The sequence below is a fragment of the Mycoplasmopsis canis PG 14 genome (assembly GCF_001553195.1).
Lineage (GTDB): Bacteria > Bacillota_I > Bacilli_A > Mycoplasmatales > Metamycoplasmataceae > Mycoplasmopsis > Mycoplasmopsis canis.
This window is the reverse complement of sequence record NZ_CP014281.1, coordinates 358,199-378,357: the sequence shown is the minus strand read 5'-3', so window position 1 is coordinate 378,357 and position 20,159 is coordinate 358,199. Positions and strand designations below refer to the sequence as shown.

Annotated in this window: 16 protein-coding genes, 1 CRISPR repeat array and 1 riboswitch; of the genes, 10 read left to right on the top strand and 6 right to left on the bottom strand. The window is 26.7% G+C overall.

Annotated elements, in window-relative coordinates; all coding sequences use genetic code 4:
* Positions 1-83: 83 nt before the first annotated feature.
* The 5 genes from AXW82_RS01350 to AXW82_RS01330 all read left to right on the top strand — a co-directional run bounded on the left by AXW82_RS01350 (position 84) and on the right by AXW82_RS01330 (position 4,287).
* Positions 84-821, top strand: a complete 738-nt coding sequence (locus tag AXW82_RS01350; RefSeq protein WP_004794718.1) for an MAGa3780 family membrane protein — start codon at positions 84-86, stop codon at positions 819-821.
* Positions 822-938: 117 nt separating this feature from the next.
* Entirely contained in the window at positions 939-1,127 is a 189-nt protein-coding gene (locus AXW82_RS01345) for a hypothetical protein (RefSeq protein WP_004794720.1), read from the top strand.
* A gap of 221 nt (positions 1,128-1,348) precedes the next feature.
* Entirely contained in the window at positions 1,349-2,320 is a 972-nt protein-coding gene (locus tag AXW82_RS01340; RefSeq protein WP_004794721.1) for a LacI family DNA-binding transcriptional regulator, read from the top strand.
* Positions 2,321-2,366: 46 nt separating this feature from the next.
* Positions 2,367-3,467, top strand: a complete 1,101-nt coding sequence (locus tag AXW82_RS01335) for a potassium channel family protein (RefSeq protein ID WP_004794723.1) — start codon at positions 2,367-2,369, stop codon at positions 3,465-3,467.
* Complete coding sequence (locus tag AXW82_RS01330; protein WP_004794725.1) at positions 3,460-4,287, top strand: deoxyribonuclease IV; 828 nt, start codon at positions 3,460-3,462, stop codon at positions 4,285-4,287. Before AXW82_RS01335 ends, AXW82_RS01330 begins: the two co-directional genes overlap by 8 nt.
* A gap of 29 nt (positions 4,288-4,316) precedes the next feature.
* On the opposite strand, the gene AXW82_RS01325 is transcribed toward AXW82_RS01330, so the two are convergent.
* Positions 4,317-5,381: a hypothetical protein gene (locus tag AXW82_RS01325; protein WP_004794727.1), complete on the bottom strand. Its 1,065-nt coding sequence runs from the start codon at positions 5,379-5,381 to the stop codon at positions 4,317-4,319.
* A gap of 88 nt (positions 5,382-5,469) precedes the next feature.
* Entirely contained in the window at positions 5,470-6,021 is a 552-nt protein-coding gene (locus AXW82_RS01320) for an inorganic diphosphatase (RefSeq protein WP_004794728.1), read from the bottom strand.
* Positions 6,022-6,151: 130 nt separating this feature from the next.
* Between AXW82_RS01320 and cas9 the strand changes: the two genes are divergently transcribed.
* From cas9 to AXW82_RS01300, 4 genes are all read left to right on the top strand, one after another.
* Positions 6,152-9,853: a type II CRISPR RNA-guided endonuclease Cas9 gene (gene cas9, locus AXW82_RS01315; protein WP_004794730.1), complete on the top strand. Its 3,702-nt coding sequence runs from the start codon at positions 6,152-6,154 to the stop codon at positions 9,851-9,853.
* A 131-nt stretch (positions 9,854-9,984) separates the two neighbouring features.
* On the top strand, positions 9,985-10,863 hold the full coding sequence (cas1, locus tag AXW82_RS01310; protein WP_004794731.1) for a type II CRISPR-associated endonuclease Cas1: 879 nt from the start codon (positions 9,985-9,987) through the stop codon (positions 10,861-10,863).
* Between the two features lie 25 nt (positions 10,864-10,888).
* The gene (gene cas2, locus AXW82_RS01305) at positions 10,889-11,179 is read left to right on the top strand and encodes a CRISPR-associated endonuclease Cas2 (protein WP_081091221.1); all 291 of its coding nucleotides are present in this window, start codon (positions 10,889-10,891) and stop codon (positions 11,177-11,179) included.
* A gap of 2 nt (positions 11,180-11,181) precedes the next feature.
* Complete coding sequence (locus tag AXW82_RS01300; protein ID WP_004794735.1) at positions 11,182-11,937, top strand: hypothetical protein; 756 nt, start codon at positions 11,182-11,184, stop codon at positions 11,935-11,937.
* Positions 11,938-11,952: 15 nt separating this feature from the next.
* A CRISPR array of direct repeats spans positions 11,953-12,450; the repeat unit is 36 nt; unit sequence GTTTTAGTGTTGTACAATATTTGGGTAAACAATAAC.
* 36 nt (positions 12,451-12,486) lie between these two features.
* Here AXW82_RS01300 and AXW82_RS01295 read toward each other — a convergent pair.
* From AXW82_RS01295 to secA, 4 genes are all read right to left on the bottom strand, one after another.
* On the bottom strand, positions 12,487-13,164 hold the full coding sequence (locus tag AXW82_RS01295) for a 16S rRNA (uracil(1498)-N(3))-methyltransferase (RefSeq protein ID WP_004794738.1): 678 nt from the start codon (positions 13,162-13,164) through the stop codon (positions 12,487-12,489).
* A complete protein-coding gene (locus AXW82_RS01290) occupies positions 13,164-14,783 on the bottom strand; it encodes an ABC-F family ATP-binding cassette domain-containing protein (RefSeq protein ID WP_004794741.1) in 1,620 nt (539 codons plus the stop codon). Before AXW82_RS01290 ends, AXW82_RS01295 begins: the two co-directional genes overlap by 1 nt.
* A 65-nt stretch (positions 14,784-14,848) precedes the next feature.
* On the bottom strand, positions 14,849-15,244 hold the full coding sequence (locus AXW82_RS01285; RefSeq protein ID WP_004794744.1) for a hypothetical protein: 396 nt from the start codon (positions 15,242-15,244) through the stop codon (positions 14,849-14,851).
* A 70-nt stretch (positions 15,245-15,314) separates the two neighbouring features.
* The gene (secA, locus tag AXW82_RS01280) at positions 15,315-17,846 is read right to left on the bottom strand and encodes a preprotein translocase subunit SecA (protein WP_004794747.1); all 2,532 of its coding nucleotides are present in this window, start codon (positions 17,844-17,846) and stop codon (positions 15,315-15,317) included.
* Between the two features lie 188 nt (positions 17,847-18,034).
* A riboswitch (Lysine riboswitch) is annotated at positions 18,035-18,200 on the top strand.
* 119 nt (positions 18,201-18,319) lie between these two features.
* Between secA and pepF the strand changes: the two genes are divergently transcribed.
* Positions 18,320-20,146, top strand: coding sequence for an oligoendopeptidase F (pepF, locus tag AXW82_RS01275; RefSeq protein ID WP_004794748.1), 1,827 nt, complete (start codon positions 18,320-18,322; stop codon positions 20,144-20,146).
* The last annotated feature ends 13 nt before the right edge of the window (positions 20,147-20,159 follow it).

Here is a 20,159-nt window from a genome sequence, read left to right as displayed (position 1 = left end):
AAATTTTTATATTATAAAACTATTAGAACAAAGACTTTTAATCAAAATAGAATAAATTAACTTTTTAGTATAATTGAAACGTTATGAGACAATATATAAAAACAAAATTACAATTAACAACATTTGTATTAGGTTTGTTCGTTTTGCTAATTACCGGATTTTTGGTTATGGCGAATATGACGCTATCATCAATTGTTGGTATAAAAGAAAGCAGTGACAGTTTTTACATAAAATTTGGTAGTGCTGTTGGAATTGCTTTTCACTTGCTTTTTTATACAAATATTACAAACTTCTTTTTAGGGTTTATGATGCTTTTACTTGCTTATAAACCAGAAAACGAAAAAGTTAAAACGGTTTTCTTATCTTCAGTAATTTCAATTACAATAACTTTTTTAGTTTATTGATTTTTAATTTCATGAACACAAAATTGAAAAAATGGATTTGGTGTATTTACATCTTTAGTAACACATGCCGTTAATCCTATTTTAGGTTTTATTGTTCTTTACTTATTTAGAAAAGAAATAAAAATTAATTTATGGTCTATAATAATCTCTTCATCAATTATTGTTTTGTATTTCTTCTTTGCTTTATTTTTATATTTAGGAACTGGAGCAGAATACGGATTTAAAAATGGAGCTGTAGTTTATAAATTTTTACACTTTTATAGACCGTTCTTTGTGAAAACTGAAAACATCGGTTTAATAGTTACGTTAGATATATTAATATTTATAATAGGGGCTTTAATTCCGGTAATTTTAACTTTTGTATGAAAACTTATTTTAAACTTGGGATACAAAAAAGTTTGAAAAAATAAAATTTAATTTTAAATAGTCAACTAAAATGATTTTTATGCATTTAGTTGATTTTTTTATTAAAAATTTATTTTTTAAGCTATTTTTAGTAAAAATTAATATTATAATATTACCAGGAGGTAAATCATGAATAATACATCCGCAAAAGAAATATTTTATCGTTTAGCAAAAGAAGAACTTGCTGCACAAGGTATAACTGATCCTCAAGCAATTGAAGCTTTATTTCAAAAATACCAACAAGAAATAAAGAATGTTAGAGATACTAATATAAAAGATGACGCAGCTAAAAAAATCGAAAAGAATTTTGAATTATAAGTTATAGATAAAAGCAGAAATCCTGCTTTTTCTAATAAATATTTCTGTATCTTCAAAAAGATAGTATAATAATTAAGATCCTTACGAAAGTAAGACTGTGTATTATTTTAAAAATATACTTCTTGAGCCAATTATATTAACGCTCCTTTCCTAAGAATAATACAGACAAAAAAATCCATTTTTTTGGATTTTTTTGTCTTTTTTTGATATAATACAGAACTATGAATAATAACAACAACAAAAAACAAATATCTTATAAAGAAATTGCTGAGCAAGCAGGAACATCAATATCTACTATAAGTAGATATTATAATGATGGATATGTATCAGAAAGAACTAGACAAAAAATATTAGAAATTGTCACTAAAAATGAGTACTTTCCAAATCACGGAGCTAGACTAATTAGAGGTAAAGATAATTCAATTTTTGTCGTAATGCCTATTTGAACTCAAAATTTATATAACTCAATCATAAGTGGTATCATAACTTCGGCCTCAAAATCAGAAAGAAGAGTTAATACAACATATTCAAATAGTAGTACAGTAGATTATATTGAAACTATTAGATATGCTCTTTCATGAAAGCCTTTAGCTATAGTAGTTTTAGTTCCACAACACGACAAAGATCTTTTTGATTTTCTTAAAAAAGTTAATGATACTATTGTTGTTGTTTATGGACATCGTGTACCAGGGTTAAATTGAATTAAACCAGATTTAAAAACAGGATTTAGTGAATTAGTAGAAAAATTCGTTGATGCAAATACTAAGAAAGTAGCTTTTGTTATAGACTCAAGACTAAGTGAAAGTCAAAAAACAGAAAGACAAAATGGTTTTGAGATTGCATGTAGAGATTTAGGAGTTGAAGGGGTCGTTTTAACTTTGGAAACAAAAAAAGATCTAGCTGCTATTGTTGAATTAAGTAAAAAGTTAAAGATGCTAGGAATAAAAAATATTGTTTGTTCAACACATGAATCATACGTTTCTATTACAACAACTCTTGGGACAAAAGAATATAATGTAACTGATATAGGATACCAATCCGTTTACGATACAATAAAAAATTACAAAGCAAAGATTTTTATTGATTATCCAAGAATTGGTATGATGATAGATAGAATTATAAGCGAGAATAAAGAAACAGGGGACTTACAAGAAAGAACATTAAACACAATGATTATTTCTGACAAAAACTAAACCTGTTTTGGTTTAGTTTTTTAATAAAATTAATTAGGAGAAATTTATGAAAATTAATTTAAGACAAAATTATACATATTTGCATGATCAAATGACTTCTATAGTTTGAAATGAAAAAATAAACAAAGAAAATTTTAATCCAATTGAATATAAATTTTTTAGATTATTTAGAAATGCATACTTAATTTTGGTTACTATAACATGTTTATTGTCTCTTTTAACTCTTTTTACACCGATACAAAGCATTGAAAGAGAATGAAATATAACTATTTCAATTCTACAGATTTTTTCATTCTTTTTCTTTATTTTTGATTATGTTGCTCATTTGATTACTTATAAAAAACATTTATTTAGAAAAGATATTAATTTAACGCCACATAAAAGCATTCTCAAATACATCTTTTCTTTTTCTGGAATCATTTTATTATTATGTATCTTAAGTTCATTAGATGTTATTTCAAGATTAGGGGACATCAATCCAGAAGTAGAAAAAGTATTTAACCAAATGAAATTCTTGAACCTAGCAAGAATAGTTAGATTTTTTGCTGTGTTAACAATTTTTTCTCCATTTAGAACAATTTTTTCAGTATTTAAAAAGCAAAGAAAAGTTTTAATTAATGTTTTATTAATATCTTTATTTTTAATAGTTATTTTTGCATTGGTTATTTGAAATGCTGAAGCAACGCATCTAGTTGAGGCGCAAGAAAAATTTTTAAAGGAACACTCAATTCAAGAAAGATGAATTGCTGTTTATAACATTTTTAAAAATACAACATTCGAAAATGAAGAGCTTAAAAATGCTTGATTATCTAATCGTAATGTAACTAATGAGAATATGGCTCTTGTAGCTCAAAATATTGATTCATATAATAATTTAAGTAATGGATATGTTTTAACATTTGTTGATGCACTCTACTTTGCGTCAATAACATTAACAACAATAGGTTATGGAGACTTCTTGCCACATGCTAATATTAGTAAAATAATAGTGACAATAAATAGTCTTTTAGCATTAGCTATTATAGCAATTCCGTCAGGGGTTATTGCTAGTGAATTTTTGGCAGCCACACAAGAAAAAGTATCATCAAAGAAAAAATCTAAAGAAGCAAAAAAGGAAGAAATAATTAAAGAGGTAAAGCATGATTAAATTAGGATCTCATATATCATTTAAAAAACCCGGCTATTTACCGGGTGCAGTAGAAGAATCTTTAGATAATGGAGCAAACACAATGATGATTTATTTAGGTGCTCCACAAACTACAACAAGAGTTCCGGTAGAGAATTATCGTTTAGAAGAGTATCTAGAAAAATATAAAGATAAAATTCCTCAAGAAGATATAGTGGTTCATGCTCCATACGTGATAAACCCGGCAAACCCTGATAAAGCTGATTATTCTAATAATTTTTTGATTCAAGAAATTAAAAGAATGAATTATCTTGGCCTTAAATATCTAGTTTTACACCCAGGTGCATATACAACTTTTGAAATTCAGGAATCATTAGACCAGCTTGTAGATAGTTTGAAATTTATTTTAAGCGAAACAGAAGATGTTGTAATTTGTATTGAGACAATGAGCGGAAAAGGTACTGAGATTGGAATTAATTTTGAACAAATAAAATTTTTATTAGATTGAGTAAAAAGCGACAGATTACAAGTTTGTTTAGATACATGTCATTTATGAGATGCTGGTTATGATATTCAAGAATATGAATGATTTAAAGACGAATTAAGAAAATATGATTTATTAAAAAATGTTAAAGTTATTCATTTAAACGATTCAAAGAATGAAGTTTTTTCAAGAAAAGATAGACACGCAAATATTGGCAAGGGTACAATAGGACTTGAAACACTTAAGAAATTTGTCCATGATAAAGATTTTGATAACATACCGATTATTTTGGAAACTCCTTGAGTTGATGACATGCCAATTTACAAAGAAGAAATAGCAATGCTTCTAGAAAAATAATTGTAAAAAAACAGAGGTATCTCTGTTTTTTATTTTGCCCTCATTAAGAATACAATTTTATCAACAAATTTTTCGATTTGCGGTCTTAATTTGCTTGTTAATGCTCTTAAAACAAATTTGGGAAGTATTTCTGAGTATGGAATATTATCTAGCACAATATTATAGATAAGATCTGTAATTTTTTCATTTAGTAACCCATTCTTGTCGACCAACACTAAAAATCTAATAAACTTAAAAAAACCTTCTAATTTTGAATCATCAAAGTATTCATTAATTTTCAGTTTTACTTTTTTAGTTATGCTATTTGATAAATTTTTATCCTTTATTTGTTCATCTGTCAATTCTGCTTCAGGTTTTTTGAAATCTAATTTTATAGAATTAGACTCTAAATTTCCACTTTTTAATTTAATTATAAGAGATCATCCCTTCACGGTGTCCTGATTGATTTCGGAAATTTTAATTTCATCATCTATGCTGATATTAGCATGCTCATTTAAGAAATTTTTAATCTCATTAACAACTTCATTATATTCATTTAGTTTATTATTTTTTTGTGCGCTGTCTAATGTTATTTTTCCGTCATTTTTGTTAATTCCAGATTCGGCTAATTTAATTTTGTTTTTTAGCACATCTACAAATCATGATTCATTTACATAATAGTTATTGAAATCTTTTTGTAATAATTTTTCAACTTCTTTTAAATCGGAAGATGTTTTGGGATCTAGGTTAAGCAAGGTTCTTTCAGTCAAATCAATTTTAAATTTCAAATCAATTTTATTAATTTTTGCAAGTATTTGATCTTCAAAGTATTTTCTTTCAAAAACCTCATTTAACTGCAATTTTGATACACGAACGTTTACCTGCTTATATTCATCAGGCAACTGAGGTATTTCATTTAATCTCTCTATAAATTCATTGTAGTAATCCCAATCTGTTCATAATATATTGTTACTAAATTGAGCTTCAAATGTTTTGTATTCTTTTTCTTTTTTCTCAGTATCTTTATTATTTTGAGAACAAGAACAACTGGTAACCAAACCTAAAGAAGGAACTATTGATAAGGCAATCAACTTAGTAGGTAATTTTAGTTTCATTTTTATCTCCTTATTTTTTAATTTTATATCACATTTTAATTTTAATAAAAAAAAAAAAAAAAAACAGTAGCATAAACTAAAGTTTTCTTTAAAATGTATATTTTTCTGGGTGTTCTTTTTGCATTTTCTTGATGAAATCTTTTTTATCCATTGACCCATATTCATTCATTAAGTGAACACATTCTTCATACTCTTTTTCGGCATATTCAATACCTTCAAACCCTGAAACAACTGTAATTCCAGGACGTTTTCAGTTTTTGTATGTGCTGAAAAATGTTTTAACTGTATCTAAAAATGGAGATGGTAAATCTTCTAGTTTTTGTATATGATCAAGTCTATAATCATCTGCATGAACCGCTATTAATTTTGTATCAGTTTCTCCATCATCAATCATTTTCATTGCACCAATGATTCTCGCACTTAATTTAACACCTGGTTGAAATGTTTCTTCTGAGTACAATAATACATCTAACTCATCCCCATCTCAATCAAGAGCTTCAGGAACAAATCCGTAATTACATGGATAAACAAAATCTCCTCTAAGAATTCTGTCTACTTCAATTTCTTTTGTTTTTCTATTATATTCATATTTAATTCTTGAATTTTTTTGAATTTCAATTTTAACATCAATTTTTTTCATAAATTAATTATATTATATAAGGAAATAATTCAAAAATAAAGTCCATAAATATATTTAATGAAATTATTTTCATATTTTTTGTATCTAAAAAAATAATTTCGTTTAGAATTTAAATATAAGGAGATTACAAATGGAAAAAAAGCGTAAAGTAACGTTAGGGTTTGATTTAGGTATTGCATCAGTTGGATGAGCAATTGTTGATAGCGAAACAAATCAAGTTTATAAATTGGGTTCAAGATTATTTGATGCCCCAGATACTAATTTAGAAAGAAGAACTCAAAGAGGTACTAGAAGACTTCTAAGACGTAGAAAATACAGAAACCAAAAATTTTATAATCTAGTAAAAAGAACTGAAGTTTTTGGTTTAAGTAGTAGAGAAGCAATCGAAAATAGATTTAGGGAATTATCAATAAAGTACCCAAATATTATTGAATTAAAAACTAAAGCATTATCACAGGAGGTTTGTCCTGATGAGATTGCTTGAATATTGCATGACTATCTTAAAAATAGAGGATACTTTTATGATGAAAAAGAAACAAAAGAAGATTTTGATCAACAAACAGTTGAATCAATGCCTTCATATAAATTAAATGAATTTTATAAAAAGTACGGATATTTTAAGGGTGCTTTAAGCCAACCAACTGAAAGCGAAATGAAAGATAATAAAGATCTTAAAGAAGCATTCTTTTTTGACTTTTCAAATAAAGAATGATTAAAAGAAATAAACTACTTTTTTAATGTTCAAAAAAATATTCTTTCTGAAACATTTATAGAAGAATTTAAAAAAATATTTAGTTTTACAAGAGATATTTCGAAAGGGCCAGGAAGTGATAATATGCCTAGTCCATATGGTATTTTTGGAGAATTTGGTGATAATGGCCAAGGCGGTCGTTATGAACATATTTGGGATAAAAATATTGGAAAATGCTCAATTTTTACAAATGAACAGAGAGCACCAAAATATTTACCATCTGCACTTATTTTTAATTTCTTAAATGAGTTAGCAAATATAAGATTATATAGCACGGATAAAAAGAACATACAACCACTATGAAAACTATCAAGCGTTGATAAGTTAAATATATTATTAAATCTATTTAATTTACCAATTTCAGAAAAGAAGAAAAAACTAACAAGCACAAATATAAATGATATTGTTAAAAAAGAGTCTATCAAATCTATCATGATATCAGTAGAAGATATTGATATGATAAAAGATGAATGAGCTGGTAAAGAACCTAATGTATATGGTGTTGGGTTATCTGGTTTGAACATTGAAGAAAGTGCTAAAGAAAATAAATTTAAGTTTCAAGATTTAAAAATTCTGAATGTTTTGATAAATCTCTTAGATAACGTAGGAATTAAGTTTGAATTTAAAGATAGAAATGATATTATCAAAAATCTTGAACTCCTAGATAATTTATACTTATTTTTAATTTATCAAAAAGAATCTAATAACAAAGATTCTTCAATAGATTTATTTATTGCTAAAAATGAATCACTTAATATTGAAAATTTAAAATTAAAACTTAAGGAGTTCCTTCTAGGTGCAGGTAATGAATTTGAGAATCATAATTCAAAAACACATAGTTTATCTAAGAAAGCAATTGATGAAATCTTGCCTAAATTACTGGATAATAATGAAGGATGAAACCTAGAAGCTATTAAAAACTATGACGAAGAAATTAAATCCCAAATTGAAGATAATAGTTCCTTAATGGCTAAACAAGATAAGAAATATTTAAATGATAACTTTTTAAAAGATGCAATTTTACCACCTAATGTAAAAGTAACATTTCAACAAGCAATTCTTATTTTTAATAAGATTATTCAAAAATTTTCAAAAGATTTCGAAATAGACAAAGTAGTTATTGAGTTAGCTAGAGAAATGACCCAAGACCAAGAAAATGATGCGCTTAAAGGAATTGCAAAAGCACAGAAGTCTAAAAAAAGCTTGGTTGAAGAGAGATTAGAGGCAAATAATATAGACAAATCTGTTTTTAATGATAAATATGAAAAACTTATATATAAAATATTTTTATGAATTTCTCAAGATTTTAAAGACCCTTATACAGGAGCTCAAATTTCGGTAAATGAAATTGTTAATAATAAGGTTGAAATTGACCATATAATACCTTATAGCCTATGTTTTGATGATTCAAGTGCAAATAAAGTTTTGGTTCACAAACAATCAAATCAAGAAAAAAGCAATTCATTACCATATGAATATATAAAACAAGGTCATAGTGGTTGAAATTGAGACGAATTTACGAAATATGTAAAAAGAGTTTTTGTCAATAATGTGGATTCAATTTTGAGTAAAAAAGAAAGATTAAAAAAATCAGAGAATCTACTAACTGCTTCATATGATGGTTATGACAAACTTGGTTTCTTAGCAAGAAATTTAAATGATACAAGATATGCAACAATATTATTCAGAGATCAATTAAACAATTATGCTGAGCATCATTTAATTGATAACAAGAAAATGTTTAAAGTTATAGCTATGAATGGTGCTGTTACTTCATTTATTAGAAAAAATATGTCTTATGATAATAAATTAAGACTTAAGGATAGAAGCGACTTTTCTCACCATGCTTATGATGCTGCTATAATCGCATTATTTTCAAACAAAACCAAAACACTATATAACTTAATTGACCCCTCATTAAATGGTATTATAAGTAAAAGAAGTGAAGGTTATTGAGTTATAGAAGATAGATATACTGGTGAAATAAAGGAATTAAAGAAAGAAGATTGGACAAGCATAAAGAACAATGTTCAAGCTAGAAAAATCGCTAAAGAAATAGAAGAGTATTTGATAGATCTTGATGATGAAGTATTTTTCTCTAGAAAAACAAAAAGAAAGACAAATAGACAGCTTTATAACGAAACAATCTATGGGATAGCCACAAAAACAGATGAAGATGGCATAACAAATTATTACAAAAAAGAAAAATTCAGTATTCTAGATGACAAAGACATATACTTGAGATTACTAAGGGAAAGAGAAAAATTTGTTATTAATCAATCGAATCCAGAAGTTATCGATCAAATAATCGAAATTATTGAGTCATATGGTAAAGAAAATAATATTCCATCAAGAGATGAAGCTATAAATATTAAATATACAAAAAACAAAATAAATTACAATTTATATTTAAAGCAATATATGAGATCTTTAACAAAATCACTAGATCAGTTTAGCGAAGAGTTTATTAATCAAATGATCGCTAATAAAACATTTGTTCTTTACAATCCTACTAAAAATACAACTAGAAAAATTAAGTTCTTAAGATTGGTTAATGATGTAAAAATTAATGACATAAGAAAAAATCAAGTTATAAATAAATTTAATGGCAAAAATAATGAACCCAAGGCGTTTTACGAAAACATTAATTCTCTTGGGGCAATAGTTTTTAAGAATTCAGCAAATAATTTTAAAACATTATCTATAAACACTCAAATAGCTATCTTTGGAGATAAAAATTGGGATATTGAGGACTTTAAAACCTACAACATGGAAAAAATTGAAAAATATAAAGAGATCTATGGAATTGACAAAACTTATAATTTTCATTCATTTATTTTCCCTGGAACCATTTTGCTAGATAAGCAAAATAAAGAATTTTATTATATTTCAAGTATTCAGACCGTTAGAGACATTATAGAGATTAAATTTTTAAATAAAATAGAATTTAAAGACGAAAATAAAAACCAAGATACTAGCAAAACCCCAAAGAGATTAATGTTTGGAATAAAATCTATAATGAATAATTATGAACAAGTAGATATTTCGCCTTTTGGTATAAATAAAAAAATATTTGAATAAACAAAAATAATGTGTTATAATATTTAAGTACAAATTAATTATTGTTTACCCAAATATTGTACATCCTAAATCAAGGCGCTTAATTGCTGCCGTAATTGCTGAAAGCGTAGCTTTCAGTTTTTTTATTTTTAATGTCGAAAAAAGTTTTAGAAATTTCACAAAGTGAATATATTTCATATTTTTTAAATTCTTTAATAGTAAAAAGTAATGAAAAGAGAATAATAGTACCTATAAGTCAAATTGACACTGTTTTAGTATCGAATCCAAGATGCAACATTTCCGTTCCCTTATTAAACGAATTAGTAGCACAAAACGTAAATATTATTATATGTGATTCAAAATTTAAACCCACTGTCCAAATTTCTCCGATTCAAGGGTATTATTCAAATAAAAATTTTTTAAATCAAATCAATTGAAGTAAGGATTTTAAGGGTTTTGTTTGAAGAGAAATAATAAAAACTAAAATAGTAAATTATACTAAGCTTATTTATTATTTAGATATAACTTCTGAAGAAGAAATCGATAAACTTATAAAGTATTATGAATCGGTTTTAATTAATGATAGATCAAACTGTGAAGGTCATGCAGCAAAGTTATCTTTTAAAATATTGTACGGAGCAAATTTTTCTAGAGATGATGAAAATATTATAAATACATTTTTGGATTATGGTTATACAGTATTGATGACATATGTATCTAGGTCGATTATAAAAAATGGATTAGACAATAGAATAGGGATATTTCACAAAAGTTTTAATAATCATTTTGCTCTTTCTTGTGATCTAATGGAACCTCTTAGGGCGCTAATTGATAAGCTAGTTTACACACACATTTATATATATGGTAAAAAGGATTTTATTTTATTCAAAAAAGATTTGTTTTGTATGTTTGAAGAAAAAATAGCAATCAAAAACACAAAATTATCAGTTAATGAATATATTGATAAAATAGTAAAAAGTGTTATTAATAATAATCTTATATGCGAGGACTTTATAATTGAATGGAGTTAAAACAAGACAAATGAGGATAATATTAATGTACGATATTTATAATGATGATAGTTATAAAGAAAGTTCAAGTAAATTTAGAAATCATTTGATATCACTTGGGTATTATATGTTGCAATATTCGGTTTATACTAAGTGTATAGGCTCACATACTATGTACAAGTATGAAATGAATAAAGTTAAGAGTAGACTTCCTTATAGAGCAAATATTAGAGTATTTATGTTAACTGAAGAACAATATAAAAAAATGGATATGTTAACAGGTCAAAAGTCACATAACGAACTTGTGAATGAAAAGGAGAAATATATAGAATTATAATTATGTTAAAAATACAAATACACAATAAATTGATTGAAAATTTTTCGGGAGTAGCTTGTATAAATGTAGATAATACAACTGCTTATTTGAGAAAACTTTATGAATATGAGAATGATAATAGAAAGGTATTTAATATAGGTGGTAACGAAATTAGTATAGAAGACTTTATGATAATTTCACCTCTAACAACATTAGATTCGTTATATAGTTTTACAAATAAAAATATATTAAACAAAATTATTGGCGAGCATAATTTAGATACTGATAAATTAATTAACAAAAATTACTTACAAAATATTGCCAATAAAGTGAATAAAAAGATAGGTTACGATCTGGTTAATATAAATGAATCAACTAGTAAACTATTTAAGTCAATGTTTGATATTAAAACAAAAGAATTTATAACATCAAGTTTGTTATACAGTTTTTTAAGAAACATATCACAAGCAGAAAAACAAAATATAATAATCAAAGATATGGATGATATAAGTCTATCTCTTTTAACAGAATTTTCAAATGACTTCAACATTATAGTAATGACCAATAATTCGTTTAATATAATTAAAAGCTCTTCAGAGGTATTATTAACAAATTTTGTAGATGAAAATCTATATACGTTAAAAAATATAGATAATGAGAGCGTTTTTGAATATTTCATTGAAGAATATTTTCAAAAACCGTTTGATAACGTTAATCCTGAACTTATTTACACAAAAGAAACAATGGAAAATATGAAAAAAGCTTTATTTTTAAAATAAATTCTTTGTAATGAGGTTTTAGTGTTGTACAATATTTGGGTAAACAATAACTATTTTTGTGAAGTATTTCAAAATTCTATGGTTTTAGTGTTGTACAATATTTGGGTAAACAATAACAATCATTCAAAAATTAATTTCAATTTTATTGTTTTAGTGTTGTACAATATTTGGGTAAACAATAACCGTGAAAGATGAAAAATTAAGACCAAAAAAGTTTTAGTGTTGTACAATATTTGGGTAAACAATAACTTATTTTTTTGTAATTAATGAAAAACACGCGTTTTAGTGTTGTACAATATTTGGGTAAACAATAACCTTCAAAGTCTCACATTTTCCCAAAAGTGGGTTTTAGTGTTGTACAATATTTGGGTAAACAATAACATTTAACAAAGCAAGTAATCCCGGACAATGGTTTTAGTGTTGTACAATATTTGGGTAAACAATAACCGAATAATCCGCATATTCATATTAGTTTTTGTTTTAGTGTTGTACAATATTTGGATAAACAATAAATTTTAAAAAAAACATTCAATTTAATTTGAATGTTTTTTAAATTTTAACCTTTGAAATCATATAAATGGCCGCAGTTTCTGCTCTTAAAATTCTTTTTCCTAAAGAAACACAATTAACGTTACTTTTTAAGGCAGTTTCTATTTCATTATTAGAAAATCCGCCTTCAGGCCCGATTAAGAATAAAACATTAGAATCAATATTATTTTCAATCGAAGCTGATTCATCTTGCTTTTCATGAGCAATTATTTTTTTATATCCCTCCATTGTTGTTACATCTTCGAATTTGTGTAAATTCGTTAATTCAGGGATAATGTTTCTGAATGATTGCTCAGCTGCATTTTGCAAAATAGCTTGAAATCTTTCTAGTTTTTTTTCAAATTTATTGAATTTATATAATTCGCCATTAGTATACTCGGTAACCATGGGAATTATTTTTGTAGCTCCTAATTCAACTAGTTTTTGAAGTGCTCATTCAAATCTTTCGTATTTAATTAAAGAAATAGCAACAACAACTTCGTGTTTAAATTCATGGTTTTCATTAATTTCATCAATTATTTTAGCTTTATCAAATTCTAAAATACATTTATAAAATTTTTTATCATAAACACAAATAAAAGGATTGTCACCAATCCTTATGACACTTAAGTGTTTAAGCGTTTCTTTGTTTAAAATAAAATAATTTTCATGTTTTTCATTTACAAAGAATCTATTCATTATTGATCCTGCATGATTTGTTCATATTCTTCGAGAGTTCCTCTAAAAATAAAACTTTTTTGAGGTGATTGTAATTCTAAGATTACATCTGCACATTGATTAACAAATGCCCTATTATAAGTTGTGAAAATAACTCCGCCACGGTATCCATTAACCCCTTCGATTACTGAGTCAATGCTTTCTGTATCTAGGTGATCAAGTGGTTGATCTAAAATTAAGAAGTTAGATTCAAGAAGCATCATTCTAGAAAACATTAAACGAGCTTTTTCTCCCCCGCTAGTTACCTTAACTTTTTTGAACACTGTATCATTACTAAATAGCATTCTACCTAAAAATCCACGCATTCTAGCGTCATCATTTTCTTGATTTTCTTTTTCTTTATTTTCTAATGGTCATTTAGAAATTCATTCCAAAATAGTTTCATCAGTTTCGAAGAATTTTGAGTTATCATTAGGGAAATAACTAGGAGTTATTGTTTGACCTCATTCAATTGTTCCTGATGTTGGCTTTCTAACTCCGAATATACATTCTAAAAGTCTTGTTTTAGCGATATCATCATCCCCTACTATAACCATTTTTTCTCCTGGTTTAAGTGAGAATGAAACATTTTCAAATAATGTATCACCGTTTTCATTCTTAAATGTTAATCCCTCAACATTTAAAATTTGCTTTCCGTGATCTCTATTCATTTCTCATCTAACAAATGGATATTTTCTGTTTGAAGGCTTAATTTCATCAAGAGTAATTTTTTCTAAAGCTTTTTTTCTACTTGTAGCTTGTTTTGATTTAGAAGCATTAGCACTAAAACGAGCAATAAATTCTTTAAGTTTTTCCATTTGTGCTTCTTTTTTAACGTTGCTTTGTTTCATCATTTCACGTGCTAATTCTGAAGATTGTTTTCAGAATGAGTAGTTACCTGTGTAAATCTTAGCTTCATTATAATCTATATCAACTATATGTGTACAAATAGCATCAAGGAAGTCGCTATCGTGGCTAACTACTATAACAACATTTTCATAGTCAATTAAAAAGTTTTCAAGTCATCTAATTGAACGTAAATCAAGGTGGTTAGTTGGCTCATCCATTATTAAAATATCTGGATTTCCAAATAAAGCTTTAGCTAATAAAACCTTAATTTTTTGGTTAGCAGTTAATTCACTCATTGGAACATTTCATTTATCTTTTGGAATTGAAAGGTTACTTAAAAGTTCTTGAGCATCATTTTCGGCCGTTCATCCTCCAAGATCACCGAATTTTTCTTCAAGTTCACCGGCTCTTGTGTAATCATCCATTGTAGCATCTGGGTTAGCATAAATGGCATCTTTTTCTTGCATAACTTCATAAAGGTCTGTATTACCCATTATAACAACATCAGTAACATTGTATGAGTCATAAGCATTATGATCTTGGCTTAAAACAGAAATACGTTTATTTTTTTCTTTAATAACTTGTCCAGATGTTGCTTCAATTTGCCCTGAAATAATTTTTAAGAATGTTGATTTACCTGCTCCATTTGCACCGATAACACCATATGTATTACCTTCAGTAAATTTTAAATTAACACCTTCGAATAGCTTTTTATCACTAAATATTTTGCTTAAATTTTGTACTTCTAACATTTCTTCTCCTTGTTTTTATCAAAAATAAAGAACCATGAAATTATTATGGTTCTTTAGTTTTTTAATTATTTAACTAATTCATTAAAAAAGTCAGCGAATTTTTTTGCTAAATCATTTAAATCTAATAATTTAGGTTTAACTTCTTGCACAACTTTCTTTTCAACTGGTTTTACAACTGTAGCTGCAGGTTTCATAACAACTTCTTGTTTTACAACCGGAGCTTCTTTTTCAATAACCATTGGTTTTTCCATTTTAACAGCTTGTTTGTGTTTTAAAAGTAAGTTAGCATTTTTGTTAGCTGCGCAATTTCCACCGCAGCATGATCCACCAACTGGACGATATACATTTTCCATATTTATTTTATCTCCCATAAATCTTTTATATCTCATTCCTTCTTCTTCAGGTTTAATACTAATATCATGACGTCTTGCTATTCTTAAATTGTTTTTATCTTTTCTCATATTAACTCCTAGGAATGTTTTATTTAAATGTATTTAAATTATATTCTATTTATAAATAAAACATAATAAATTAATTTTCAGCTTTTCTGTTTGCTTTTTCTATTTCGATTTCATCATATCTTTTTCTAACGATTTTATATTTTTCAAGAACTTCTTTTTCGTATTCCTCAATACTTTGATTAGTATTAAAGTTAAATACACTCATAACTGTATGGAATAAAGGATCATTCTTGATTTCTTTTGTTATTAATGATTTTTTACCCATTCTATTGCTAAAAATTAAAATCATTACTTCATATGCAATATCATCTAACATTGCTTCGAATAATTTAGTTCCTTCTTCAGTATAAACTTGGTAAGGATTCTTTTGTGAATATTGAACCAAGTTAACATTTGAACGCAATTTGTCCATACGATTAATTTGTATTTGTCATTTTTTGTCTAAAACAGATAATATACGTTCTTTTTGCATGTATGCTATATCTTCTTTGTTATTGCTTATATTTGCATTTTTTGTTCACTCTTCATATAATGAAAGAATTATGTTTGCAATATATTCAGGTAAATCGCTTTCGTGTACTTTAACAATATCAGATATGTTAAATTCAAAAGAAACCAATTTTCCAATATTTTCATTTAAGAAACTTACTAAAGCATCATAGTTATAATTATTATGTAAGTAATATTCACCATTTCTAACGATAGATTTGGCAGCTGACATAAACATTCTTTTTAAAATAAAGTCAACATCATTTGCTGCTAATATTAAATCACGTTGTGCGTAAATTAAATCACGTTGTTGTCTAATAACATCATCATAATTTAAAACTGATTTTCTTGAATCGTAATTAAAACCTTCAATTTTCTTTTGAGCATGATTAAATTGAAGTCTTAAGGTCTTACTTGTAATTTCTTTACCTTTTTGATCTGAATATGCTTCTTGAAAAGCTTCATAAGTCGCAAAACGTTTAATTAATTGGTCTTCTAAAGAAACATAGAATTTACTTGTTCCCACATCACCTTGACGACCTGAACGCCCACGTAATTGGTTATCAATTCTACGTGACTCAGCTTTATCGGTTCCTAATACATATAAACCACCAAGCGCAATTGCTTCTTGTGTAGGCTTTATATCGGTACCACGTCCTGCCATGTTTGTGGCAATTGTTACAGCTTTAGGTTGCCCAGCTTTTGAAATTATTTCAGCTTCAGAAGCGTTTTGTTTTGCGTTAAGTACTGTATGTGGCACACCTTTTTTAAGTAGTAATTTATGTAAAATTTCAGAATCTTCAATTTGTGAAGTACCAACCAATACTGGTTGACCTTTAACGTATAATTGAGCGACTTTTTCAACAACTGCATTTCATTTATCTTCTGAATCATAAAAAATAGAATCAGGTTCATCAATACGAGCAATAGGTTTATTTGTAGGAACAACATTGACACGCATATTATAAATATCAATAAATTCTTGTTCTTCTGTTTTTCCGGTTCCTGTCATACCACAAAGTTTCTTGAACATTCTGAAAAAGTTTTGATATGTAATTGTTGCTTGAGTTTTGGTTTCAGGTTCTATTTCAATTTGCTCTTTAGCTTGAATTGCTTGTTGTAGACCTTCTGAATAACTACGTCCATCCATTATACGACCAGTAAATGAATCAACAAGTTCAATCTTACCTTCTCTTACGATATACTCAACATCAATTTTCATGATTTTGTGGGCTCTTAAAGCGTTTTGAATTAAATGTATTTTTTCACTATTCTCAATATTGTAAATATTAGGTGTATTAAAAAATTCATTTGCTTTTTTAATTCCGGAGTGTGTTAATGCAACAGCTTTAGTTTCTTCATCAATGATATAGTCTTGGTAAGATAAAGTTCTAACAAATTGATCTGCAGAGAAATAGGTCGTTACATCCTCTTGTTCACCACCAGAAATAATCAAAGGGGTTTTAGCCTCATCGATTAATATTGAATCAACCTCATCAATTAAGCAAAACTGTAAACCTCTTTGAACTTTTTCTCTTTTATCAGAAACCATGTTATCTCTAAGATAATCAAATCCAAGCTCTGAGTGAACTGAATAGGTTATGTCACATGCATATGCAGCTCTTTTTGCATTTGGGTCTAACTGAGCTTTATTGATACCTACAGTTAATCCTAAGAATTGGAAAACTTCACCCATTTCTTTTGCATCACGCTCTGTTAAATATTCATTAACGGTTGATACGATGGCACCTTTTCCTAATAATGCGTTTAAATAAACTGGAGCTATAGAAGTAATTGTTTTTCCTTCACCGGTTTTCATTTCCGCTACAGAACCTAAATCAAGTAAAAGACCACCTAACATTTGAACATCATATGGTCTTTTTCCTAAAATTCTTTTAGTTGCTTCACGAGCTACTGCAAAAACATCTTCTCTAATATCTTCTAAAGTATATCCTTCATTTAAAAGACTTTTAAAAAATAAAGTTTTAGCTTTTAATTCTTCATCTGTAAACTTAGAAACAATACTTTCTAATTTATTAATTCTATTCAAGGCTTTTTCAGCAATACGCATTTCTGTCGATTTAAAGTCAAAAAATCTACTTAAATTTTTCATATAAAAATTATATATTAAAAAATTTTTTGTCTCATTATTTTGTGTTATAATTTTCCCATGAAAAACAGAAAGAACATGATTATTACCAATATCACCCGTGCGATGTTTATTATCAACATTCGTGTGTTTTAGTATTAATCTGTTTGAAAAAAGTTATTCATAACAGATTAAAAGAAATCTGTTATGAATGATTCTATAGAGGAGCTTTTAACAATAGTAAATACTTTAGTAGGCATACGTAGAGTATTGAAAGGGTATAAAAGCCGAAATGCTTAATGTGGCAACATTAAGTGTTGGTAGAAAATCATAAAAGATTTCTACTCTTTGGCAAAAGCCATTGGAGCTATAGGTTTACATTCCTTATAAATTACATTCTTAGTTATAGGTTTATATACTATATTAATAATTATATTTATAAAGTCTTGTAGATTTGTGCTCTACAAGATTTTTTCGTATTTATGTAAGGAGGAAAGATGGAAGTAAAGCAATATAAGAACCATAAAGAAGTGCCATCAAAATATAAATGAGATTTAGATGATATTCTTAAGGGCAAGAGTATTCATTATTGAATTGATGAATATGAAAAAATAATGAAACAAAGAATAAATATAAAGGACTCAAAATTTAATTCAATTGAAGAGTATTTGGTAGATATAGAACTAGCAGAGAAACAAGAGCTAATTTCAAATAAAATTGACAATTACATATCGAATAATCAAAATACAGATATAGTAAATTCGGACTTTATCAAATTAAGTAAAGACTTTGAACTAAAAAGCCATGAATTAAGTAAAGAATTTGGTTCTGAAACAAATAGATTTTTTATCCATATTGAAAAAATGAAAAAATGGAAAGAAGATTCAAGACTAAAATTATATAAAAGAGACATTGAAGATTTAATTGCATCAAAAGACCATAAATTAGATGATAAAATAGAAGAATTTTTATTAGAAACATCTATCGGAGAACCTGATCCGCATTCTATTTTTAGTATTTTGAGTAATAGCGAACTAGATTTTGGATATATAACTCTTAAAAACGGAAAGAAAGTTAAATTAGACAAAGTAAATAGAACTAAATTTTTGAAATCTGATGATTCAAAAGTAAGGAAGCAAGCGTTTAATAATTTTTGAGACGGATACATTAAACATAAAGACTCTTTTGCTGAAATATTGTTTCAACATTTCAACAAGCTTGTAACAGTTGCGAAAGTTAGAAAATATAAATCAGCAGTCGATATGCTTACATTTGATGATAAAGTAACCGACAAAACATTATTAAAATTGTTTAATAAAGTATCAGAAAAAAGAAATATTATTAAGAAATATGTAAAAAATTACAAAATATTTTACAAAAAACGTTTTAAAGAAGATTTTAATGAATGAGATAGCATGAGAGATCTTGTTAAAGTTAAAAGTAGTTATTCAGTTGAAGAAATGAATGAATTAGTTAAAGAATCTTTAAAACCATTTGGTGAAGAATATTCAGAACAAATTAATAAAGCTTTAACTGAAAATTGAGTTGATTATATGAGTACAAAAACCAAAAGAGGCGGAGCGTATAGTATCGGCGGAACTTATGGTATTGATAAAAAATACATTTTAATGAACTTTGATGGTACTTTAAGAAGTGTAGAAACACTTGCGCATGAATTAGGTCATTCGATGCATTCATATTATTCAGATAAACATAATGATATTAACAATGCTAGTTATCCTATTTTCCTTGCTGAAATAGCGTCTATATTTAATGAATTAATGTTATTTGATTATTTATTAAAAAATTCAAAGAATGATAAGTTAAAATTCAATATTCTAGATAGTATCATAAGCGGATTTAACGGAACTGTCTTAAAACAAGTTATGTGATCTAATTATGAATATGACTTATATAAAGGTATTCAAGAAGGAAAAATTAATTCGAGTTATGATTCAATTAGTAAAACATATTTCGAAAATGCAAAAAAATACAGTTTAAAAGATAAAATCAGTTATTCAATTAAAAACACAATTCAATCAATCTACGTCCCTCATTACTACTATGGTTTTTATGTTTATAAGTATGCTATAGGACAGTTAGTTGCGATATACTTCTTTAAACAATATAAAAATTATGGTAAAGAAGCTTTAGATAATTATATTAAAAACTTCTTAAGCGCTGGAGGGAATGATTACCCAATTGAAATATTAAAAAAAGTTGGTGTGGACTTAAATGATGACAAATTTTATGATGAAGGGTTCCAATATATAGAGGACCTTGTTCAAGAATGAACAAAATTAGGAAAGAAAATATTTAAATAGAGAGAAAAAGAAA